The 8,760-nt window shown below is 66.5% G+C and carries 9 protein-coding genes and 1 pseudogene; 7 read left to right on the top strand and 3 right to left on the bottom strand.

Annotated features, from left to right (window positions below; all coding sequences use genetic code 11):
• The 3 genes and pseudogenes from ACFPZL_RS01395 to ACFPZL_RS01385 form a co-directional block, all read left to right on the top strand.
• Positions 1-703 (top strand): annotated as a pseudogene (locus ACFPZL_RS01395) (hypothetical protein); the annotation flags it as partial.
• Positions 700-1,239 carry a hypothetical protein gene (locus ACFPZL_RS01390; protein WP_218115541.1) on the top strand — a complete coding sequence of 180 codons (540 nt, stop codon included), beginning with the start codon at positions 700-702 and terminating at the stop codon, positions 1,237-1,239. The pseudogene ACFPZL_RS01395 and the gene ACFPZL_RS01390, both read left to right, overlap by 4 nt.
• A complete protein-coding gene (locus ACFPZL_RS01385) occupies positions 1,236-1,892 on the top strand; it encodes a spermidine/putrescine ABC transporter substrate-binding protein (protein ID WP_218115544.1) in 657 nt (218 codons plus the stop codon). Before ACFPZL_RS01390 ends, ACFPZL_RS01385 begins: the two co-directional genes overlap by 4 nt.
• 68 nt (positions 1,893-1,960) lie before the next feature.
• Here the strand turns inward: ACFPZL_RS01385 and ACFPZL_RS01380 are convergent, their stop codons facing one another.
• A complete protein-coding gene (locus ACFPZL_RS01380) occupies positions 1,961-2,266 on the bottom strand; it encodes a hypothetical protein (protein WP_382334584.1) in 306 nt (101 codons plus the stop codon).
• 95 nt (positions 2,267-2,361) lie between these two features.
• Positions 2,362-3,204 (bottom strand): type IV toxin-antitoxin system AbiEi family antitoxin domain-containing protein, encoded by an 843-nt coding sequence (locus tag ACFPZL_RS01375; RefSeq protein WP_218115548.1) that lies wholly within the window; start codon positions 3,202-3,204, stop codon positions 2,362-2,364.
• Positions 3,205-3,794: 590 nt separating this feature from the next.
• Here ACFPZL_RS01375 and rpsL point away from each other — a divergent pair.
• The 4 genes from rpsL (at position 3,795) to tuf (ending at position 8,220) form a co-directional block, all read left to right on the top strand.
• Positions 3,795-4,169 carry a 30S ribosomal protein S12 gene (gene rpsL / locus ACFPZL_RS01370; protein WP_218115550.1) on the top strand — a complete coding sequence of 125 codons (375 nt, stop codon included), beginning with the start codon at positions 3,795-3,797 and terminating at the stop codon, positions 4,167-4,169.
• A complete protein-coding gene (rpsG, locus tag ACFPZL_RS01365) occupies positions 4,169-4,639 on the top strand; it encodes a 30S ribosomal protein S7 (protein ID WP_218115552.1) in 471 nt (156 codons plus the stop codon). The genes rpsL and rpsG overlap by 1 nt, the downstream gene beginning before the upstream one ends.
• A 102-nt stretch (positions 4,640-4,741) precedes the next feature.
• Positions 4,742-6,862 (top strand): elongation factor G, encoded by a 2,121-nt coding sequence (gene fusA, locus ACFPZL_RS01360; protein WP_218115553.1) that lies wholly within the window; start codon positions 4,742-4,744, stop codon positions 6,860-6,862.
• Positions 6,863-7,026: 164 nt separating this feature from the next.
• Entirely contained in the window at positions 7,027-8,220 is a 1,194-nt protein-coding gene (gene tuf, locus ACFPZL_RS01355; protein ID WP_218115554.1) for an elongation factor Tu, read from the top strand.
• Between the two features lie 106 nt (positions 8,221-8,326).
• On the opposite strand, the gene ACFPZL_RS01350 is transcribed toward tuf, so the two are convergent.
• Complete coding sequence (locus ACFPZL_RS01350; protein ID WP_218115556.1) at positions 8,327-8,563, bottom strand: Rv0909 family putative TA system antitoxin; 237 nt, start codon at positions 8,561-8,563, stop codon at positions 8,327-8,329.
• Positions 8,564-8,760 lie beyond the last annotated feature (197 nt).

The following is an 8,760-nucleotide window of genomic DNA, read 5'->3' as shown; positions in this document are numbered from 1 at the left end:
CGCCTCGCCGTCCGCCACCGAGGCGCGGCCGGCCATCGTGCTGCCCGATGAGCTGCCGAGCGCCGGTCCGAGCGCGGCACCCGCGGCGGTGCCGGAGGACAAGATTCTCGTCAGCGCCGATCATCCGATGGCCGCGCTCTACATGCAGACCCCGTTGCCGCCGGACCTTCGGGGGAATCGCGGCGCCGGCGTGCTCATCTCGGTGCTCGCTACCGTCGTGTTCGCCGTGCTCTTCGCCGCCCTGCTCTACTTCTGGATCGGTCTCGACTCCACGCAGTCGGCCCTGCTGGACGCCGGCCTCTGGCCGTTCGCCGGAGCGACCGCGGCGTTCTTCATCGGCATGGTGCTCCTGGTGGTCATCGTCGGTCGGGCCGGATGGTGGGCCTACGTGCTGGGCGGCTTCCTCGTCGGAGCGCTCGCCTGGGCCGCCACCGTGGTGAGCGCGGCCTACTCCTCCTACCTCTTCTACGGCGGCACCGGGCTCGCCGCGCTGCTGCCGGGCGGCAGCATCACGCCGCTCGGCGTCATCGAGCATTTCGGGCTGACGCTTCCGGCGATCGCCGCCGGCGTGATCGCGCGCGAGGTCACCGTGTGGTTCGGCGCCTGGATCGGCTCGCGCGGCCGTCGCGTATCCCGCAGCAACGCCGAGGCCGTCTCCGAGTACGAGGCGGCGCTGGCCGAAGCGCAGGCGAAGCGGCCATGAGCGAGGACCGGCCCCACGAACGGCGCCGCGGTGTGACCCGCGGCTACGTCGTGGGTCTGGTCGCCGCGACCGTGATGGTCGCGCTGGCGCTGGTCGTCGCGAGCTGGGGCATCCTGGGGATGGTCCTCCGTCGCGAGCCGGTCGACACCCCGGGTCTGGGGTTGGCGGCGGCCGAGCTGATCCTCCTGCCCGCACTCGCGGCGCTCGCCCTCGGGCTCTGGCTGCAGACGCTGGTGCTGCTGCGCGGGCGCCGCACTCCTCCCTGGGCGCACGTCATCGTGCTCGGCGGGGGAGCGTACTTCATCTGGTGCCTCGGCGGCGTGCTCGCGGGGATGCCGATCTCCGATACGTGGCTCAGTCCGTTCGCGCTCGCCCTCGCGCTCACCTGGGCGCTCTGCTCCTTGCTCTTCTGGGCGGTGCTCGCTCGGCGCGTCTACACGCAGCGCCCCGTGCCGAAGTGGCCGTGGGAGAAGCGCGGCGACGAGGAGGGACCCGACTGGAGGCGGCCCGAGTCGGATGGGGAGGATCCGCGATGAGCGCACCCCCGAACGGGTCGAGCGGCGACCCGATCGAGGCCCGGGTCGGCGCCGCGGTCGATGCCTGGTTGCGATGGGTGCCGACCTGGCAGCCGGGAACGCACCGCGGACGCTCCCGGATGTGCCGCCGGTGCACCGGATCCCCCCTGCTCGAGGCTGCCGGCATCGCGGGGAAGACACCGCACCAGGTGGCGCACGCACTGACCAGCCGCATGCAGCGGATCATCGACCGGGCGGTCGAGGACTACACGCAGCGCGAGCTTCCCGCGTTGCACGCTGAGTTGAGTGGCGAGCAGATCTGGCACGCGGGCGGATTCGAGCCGGGCGCCGGCCTCGATCCCGAGTACGATGGCCTCGACCTCGACCCCGAGACCGATGACGAGCAGCCGTTCCTCTTCACGATGGCGGGGCTCGCCGAGGAGACGAAGCCGGAGCCGCCGCTGCCGCGCCCGCCGCTGAACGCGGCCGAGAAGCAGCAGCTGATCCGCGAGATCGAACTCGCCGACAGATACGCCGACGATGCGGGGCGCCGCATCTGTTTCGCGCTGGCGGAGCATCGTGCCCGGATCCTGGCCGCCGTGGAGCGTTTCGTCGAACCCCAGGTGCAGGCCATGCTCGAGGAGCTGAGTCGGCATCTCGAGCCCCCGCAGTAGCTCGCGGAACGCTCGATCCTCGAGCATTCTCCCTCCCCCTATTGCGGCCCCGCTCCCGCGCTCCTCCTTTACCTCGCTCCTCGCGCTCCTCCTTTACCTCCTTGACCTCGCTCCTCGCGCTCCTCCTTTACCTCCTTTACCTCCTTTACCTCCCTCTCCTTATCTCCTTGTACCTCCCTTCTCTCCCTCTCCCTCTCCTTCTCCCTTCTCCTTTCTCCTTTCTCCTTTCTCCTTTCTCCTTTCTCCTTTCTCCTTTCTCCTTTCTCCTTTCTCCTTTCTCCTTTCTCCCTCACCTCCTCTCTCTTCTCTCTCACCCTTCCCCGCACCCGCAGCAGGATTGCACCGATCTGCAGAATCGCACAGGCATCCTGCATAAATCGGTGCTTTTCTGCAGATCGGTGCAGTCCTGCAGCCGCAAGCAGGTGAGACGGGACCCGGAGCGCCCGAGCGGTAGACGGAGAGCGCCGAGTCAATCCCGACCGTGCCTCCGCTTCGCGAGGTGAAGTCCGCGTGCCACCGCCTCCTGAACCAGGAACTGCACGCTCGGCCAATCAAACATGATCTGCTCGTAGCTCACGCGGATGACGTGGTAGCCCCGGAGCTTGAGCTCGATGTCGTGCTTGTTGTCGGCGGTGCGCTGGGCCCCGACGTGATCCCGGCCGTCGATCTGAACGACCAGCCGGTCGCCGATGAACAGGTCCACACGATGCCCGTACAGCCATATCTGAGGGCGGATCGGCACTCGCAGCCAGGCCAGGCGCGTGCGGAAGATCGATTCGAGCCCGGAGTCGGCGTGCGGAGAGCACTCCCGCACCAGGTCGCGCGCCGCCCCCACGAACGGGAGCGACTCGAGCTTCGCGTAATCGATGAGCTGCTTGTTGAGCGCCGATTCCCAGATCGCGAGGGCGAAGTCGTGGCTCTGACACTTCGCGGTGTACATCAGCACGTTCTCGAGCGGGTCTTCGAGGGTCGACGGCGTGCGCGGCACGATCGGCGCCGACCAGTGCACCCGGCACGACGGAGCTTCGATGTGTCGGCCGCCGGGCGCTGCGACATGCGGGTGCTTCGGCCGCTCGGGGACCCAGAGACCGAGACGCCTGGCCTGCGTGACGCAGCTGAGGATCACGCCCCTGTCGGCGGCGGCCTGGAGATCGCCGTCGGTATCGGGGAGGGTGATCCAGTTCCGGCGAAGACGGCGGACGGTGCCTGCGCGCACGGCCTTCGCGATTGCGTGACGGGAGACTCCCTGCGCCTGCAGGTCCCGGCTCCGGACGATGCCGTCGGCGGCGCGCATCTTCTCGAGGAGCAGCATGTCAGCAGTGTGCCGTCTCGCAATCCGTGGAATCGGCGCTTCGCACGAACCTGTGCAGAACTCGTCGAACGGATCGAAGAGGGGCCCTTGTGGACACCGAATCCGGGAAGGGAAGGGCGCGGCAGGCGAGGCCTCGGGCAGGGGTTCGCGTGCAGGATCGCACCGATCCGCAGAATCGCTCAGGGATATCTGGAGAATCGGTGCATTCTTGCAGATCGGTGCGATCCCGCAGATCGGTGCGATCCCGCAGATCGGTGCACTGCTGCAGCTGCCGGATCACCCCCTCGCCGGCGGACCTCCGGCGAGGGAGGCGAGCACGCCCGATCCTCGAGCATCGTATTGCGGAACAGTGCCGAGGCCGCATATAGTTGAGTGTTGGTGTGTTCCACCGTCATTTGCTGTGCAGACAGCGAGAGACGAGGGAGTCTCCGACAGGGTTCCTCGGTCTGACCGATACCCCCACGGCATAGCTGCACTCGGTTGCCCGAGCATTCGCGAGGGGAACAGCAGCTCCGCGTCCGCGCAAGCGGTCGCACATGCTTGACCATGTAAGCATTCCTGTCACCGTGCAGGAACAAATAGGAGAATCAGTGCCTACTATTCAGCAGCTGGTTCGCAAGGGGCGCACGCCGAAGGTCTCCAAGACCAAGGCTCCCGCCCTGAAGGCGAACCCCCAGCAGCGCGGCGTGTGCACCCGTGTGTACACGACCACCCCGAAGAAGCCGAACTCGGCGATGCGCAAGGTCGCACGTGTGAAGCTCTCCAACGGGACCGAGGTCACCGCGTACATCCCGGGTGAGGGCCACAACCTGCAGGAGCACTCGATGGTGCTCGTGCGCGGCGGTCGTGTGAAGGACCTCCCCGGTGTGCGCTACAAGATCGTGCGCGGCGCGCTCGACACGCAGGCGGTCAAGGATCGCCAGCAGGCGCGCAGCCGTTACGGTGCGAAGAAGGAGAAGAAGTAATGCCTCGCAAGGGACCTGCTCCGAAGCGCCCCGTCGTCGCCGATCCGGTGTACGGCTCGCCCGTGGTGAGCCAGCTCGTCAACAAGATCCTGCTCGACGGCAAGAAGGGCCTCGCGGAGCGCATCGTCTACGGTGCGCTCGAGAACGTGGCCGACAAGTCGGGCCAGGACGCCGTGACCGTGCTCAAGAAGGCGCTCGACAACGTGCGCCCCACCCTCGAGGTCCGGTCGCGTCGCGTCGGCGGCAGCACCTACCAGGTGCCCGTCGAGGTGAAGCCCCACCGCGCCAACACGCTGGCCCTCCGCTGGCTGACCAGCTACGCGAAGGCTCGTCGTGAGAACACGATGACCGAGCGCCTCACCAACGAGATCCTCGACGCTTCGAACGGCCTCGGCGCCGCGGTGAAGCGCCGCGAGGACACTCACAAGATGGCCGAGTCGAACCGCGCGTTCGCCCACTACCGCTGGTAGTCGCCTGCCGAGGCGGGGGCGGGTCGCGCTGAGCGGCCCGCCCCCGCCCGCGGGTTCCGCCCGCACCACTCGAACTTTTCACCCCCACCTGGAGGAGACCCCGTGGCACAAGACGTGCTCACCGACCTGAGCAAGGTCCGCAACATCGGCATCATGGCTCACATCGATGCCGGCAAGACGACGACGACCGAGCGCATCCTGTTCTACACGGGTGTGAACCACAAGCTCGGCGAGACCCACGACGGTGCCTCGACCACCGACTGGATGGAGCAGGAGAAGGAGCGCGGCATCACCATCACCAGTGCCGCGGTGACCTGCTTCTGGAACAAGAACCAGATCAACATCATCGACACCCCCGGGCACGTCGACTTCACCGTCGAGGTGGAGCGCTCGCTCCGCGTGCTCGACGGGGCCGTCGCGGTCTTCGACGGCAAGGAGGGCGTCGAGCCCCAGTCCGAGACCGTCTGGCGCCAGGCCGACAAGTACGGCGTTCCCCGCATCTGCTTCGTCAACAAGATGGACAAGATGGGCGCCGACTTCTACTTCACGGTCGACACCATCGTGAACCGCCTCGGCGCCAAGCCGCTCGTGATGCAGCTGCCGATCGGCTCGGAGAGCGACTTCGTCGGCGTCGTCGACCTGCTCACCATGAAGGCGTTCGTCTGGGAGGGCGACTCCAAGGGCGACGTGACCCTGGGCGCCAACTACGAGACCCAGGAGATCCCGGCGGATCTGCAGGCCAGGGCCGAGGAGTACCGCGCGCAGCTCGTCGAGACGGTCGCCGAGACCGACGACGCGCTGCTCGAGAAGTTCTTCGGCGGCGAGGAGCTCACGATCGACGAGCTCAAGGCGGGCATCCGCAAGCTCGTGGTCAACAACGAGATCTACCCGGTCTACTGCGGCTCCGCCTTCAAGAACCGCGGCATCCAGCCGATGCTCGATGCGGTCGTCGACTTCCTGCCGAACCCGCTCGACGTGGGCTCGATCGAGGCGCACGATCCGCGTGACGAGTCGATCGTCATCGAGCGCAAGCCGTCGGCCGACGATCCGTTCTCGGCGCTGGCCTTCAAGGTCGCGGTCCACCCGTTCTTCGGTCGCCTGACCTACGTGCGCGTTTACTCGGGTCACCTCGAGTCGGGCGCCCAGGTCATCAACTCGACCAAGGGCCGCAAGGAGCGCATCGGCAAGATCTTCCAGATGCACGCCAACAAGGAGATGCCGGTCGACGATCTGACCGCCGGCAACATCTACGCGGTGATCGGTCTGAAGGACACCACTACCGGTGACACCCTCTGCGATCCGAACAACCAGGTCGTGCTGGAGTCGATGACCTTCCCCGAGCCCGTCATCGAGGTGGCCATCGAGCCGAAGACCAAGGGCGACCAGGAGAAGCTGTCGACCGCGATCCAGAAGCTCGCCGAAGAGGATCCGACGTTCCGCGTCAGCCTCAACGCCGAGACCGGCCAGACCGTGATCGCCGGTATGGGCGAGCTGCACCTCGACATCCTCGTGGACCGCATGAAGCGCGAGTTCAAGGTCGAGGCCAATGTGGGCAAGCCGCAGGTGGCCTACCGCGAGACCATCCGCCGGACGGTGGAGAAGCACGACTACACCCACAAGAAGCAGACCGGTGGATCCGGTCAGTTCGCGAAGGTGCAGATCGCGCTCGAGCCGCTCGTCGGCGAGGACGCGGGCGACAAGATGTACGAGTTCGAGGACAAGGTGACCGGCGGTCGCGTGCCTCGCGAGTACATTCCGTCCGTCGATGCGGGCATCCAGGACGCCATGCAGTACGGCATCCTGGCCGGCTTCCCGATGGTCGGCGTCAAGGCGACGCTGCTCGACGGCCAGTACCACGACGTCGACTCTTCGGAGATGGCGTTCAAGATCGCCGGCTCGATGGCCTTCAAGGAGGCCGCGCGCAAGGCGAACCCGGTGCTGCTCGAGCCGATGATGGCGGTCGAGGTGCGTACGCCCGAGGAGTACATGGGCGACGTGATCGGCGACCTGAACAGCCGTCGCGGTCAGATTCAGAGCATGGAGGATGCGAGCGGCGTCAAGGTCGTCCGCGCGCTCGTCCCGCTCTCCGAGATGTTCGGGTACATCGGCGATCTGCGGTCGAAGACCAGCGGTCGCGCGGTGTTCTCGATGACCTTCGACTCCTACGCTGAGGTGCCGAAGGCCGTGGCCGATGAGATCGTTCAGAAGGCTCAGGGCGCCTAGAAGCGCCTATCGGTCGGCGATCCTTCCCGTGAGGGATCGCCGACCACAGGTTCGGCTCGCACCATGCGATCCGAGCAAGTAACATAGAGACACACCAACCATGTGCTCGTGCCTGCCGAAACCCTCGGCGGGAAGCGGCACTCGATGTCCTGAGGAGGACCATAGTGGCGAAGGCCAAGTTCGAGCGGACCAAGCCGCACGTGAACATCGGTACGATCGGTCACGTCGACCACGGTAAGACGACCCTTACCGCGGCGATTTCGAAGGTGCTTGCCGACAAGTACCCGTCGGACACCAACGTCCAGCGCGACTTCGACACGATCGACTCGGCTCCGGAGGAGCGCCAGCGCGGCATCACCATCAACATCTCGCACGTCGAGTACGAGACCCCGAAGCGTCACTACGCTCACGTTGATGCCCCCGGCCACGCCGACTACATCAAGAACATGATCACCGGTGCCGCCCAGATGGACGGCGCGATCCTGGTGGTCGCCGCGACCGACGGCCTCATGGCCCAGTCGAAGGAGCACATCCTCCTCGCCAAGCAGGTCGGCGTGCCCTACCTGCTCGTCGCGCTCAACAAGTGCGATCAGGTCGACGACGAGGAGATCCTCGAGCTCGTCGAGATGGAGGTCCGCGAGGAGCTCACCAAGAACGGCTTCGATGGCGACAACGCCCCGGTCGTGCGCGTCTCGGGCTACCAGGCGCTGCAGGGCGAGGAGAAGTGGGTCAACTCGGTTCTCGAGCTCATGGAGGCCGTGGACGAGTCGATCCCCGATCCCGTGCGTGACAAGGACAAGCCGTTCCTCATGCCCGTCGAGGACGTCTTCACGATCACCGGTCGCGGCACCGTGGTGACCGGCCGCGCCGAGCGCGGCACCCTCTCGATCAACAGCGAGGTCGAGATCGTGGGCCTGCGCCCGACCCAGAAGACCACCGTCACGGGTATCGAGATGTTCCACAAGCAGCTCGACGAGGCCTGGGCCGGCGAGAACTGCGGTCTGCTGCTCCGCGGCACCAAGCGCGAGGACGTCGAGCGCGGCCAGGTCGTGGTCCAGCCCGGCTCGATCACCCCGCACACCAAGTTCGAGGGCACCGCCTACATCCTCAAGAAGGAAGAGGGCGGCCGTCACAACCCGTTCGAGACGAACTACCGTCCGCAGTTCTACTTCCGTACGACTGACGTGACCGGTGTCATCACCCTGCCCGAGGACAAGCCGATGGTCATGCCCGGCGACACCACCGACATGTCGGTCGAGCTGATCCAGCCGATCGCCATGGAGGAGGGCCTCGGCTTCGCGATCCGTGAGGGCGGCCGCACCGTCGGCGCCGGCACGGTGACCAAGATCGTCGAGTAAGTCTCACCGACTCGACGAAGAACCCCCGGGAGGATGTCCTCCCGGGGGTTCTTCCGTTCAGGCCGGAGCCGGGTTCAGCTCGTGCCGAGGGCGAGTGCGTCCACCGTCACTCATTGCCGATGTTCTTGTCGAGGTTCTCGCGAACATCCTCGACCTGATCGGCGAACTTCCCGCCGGTGATCTTGTTCGCCAGGCCCGCCGCGCCGTCGAGCAGCTTGTCGCTGATGCCTTCGGCCTGCTCGCTCTTCAGCGCATCCTGCACCTTGTCGGCATTCTCCTTGACGAAGTCGCCGGCCTGCTTGGCCAGCTCTTCGGCCTTCTTCGTGAAATCCTCTGCGGCCATGTGGGATCCTTCCTCGCAGTGTCGCGATGCGACGGGAAGCGAGGCCGGGCGCCTCGCTGCTCTCAGTATGTCGCGGGAGGGAACCCGGAGGCAATGATCGGCTCTGGGCGCGGGCTGTGAGGGATGCGCCCGGCGGCGCGATATTCTCGATAGTGCCGAGCGGTTCGCACGGTGCATGTCCTGGGGAATCGGAGGTT

This window comes from Leucobacter soli (assembly GCF_042659205.1).
In the GTDB taxonomy this organism is placed as follows: domain Bacteria; phylum Actinomycetota; class Actinomycetes; order Actinomycetales; family Microbacteriaceae; genus Leucobacter; species Leucobacter soli.
The sequence above is the reverse complement of the archived record's forward strand: the minus strand, read 5'-3'. Positions and strand labels throughout refer to the sequence as shown.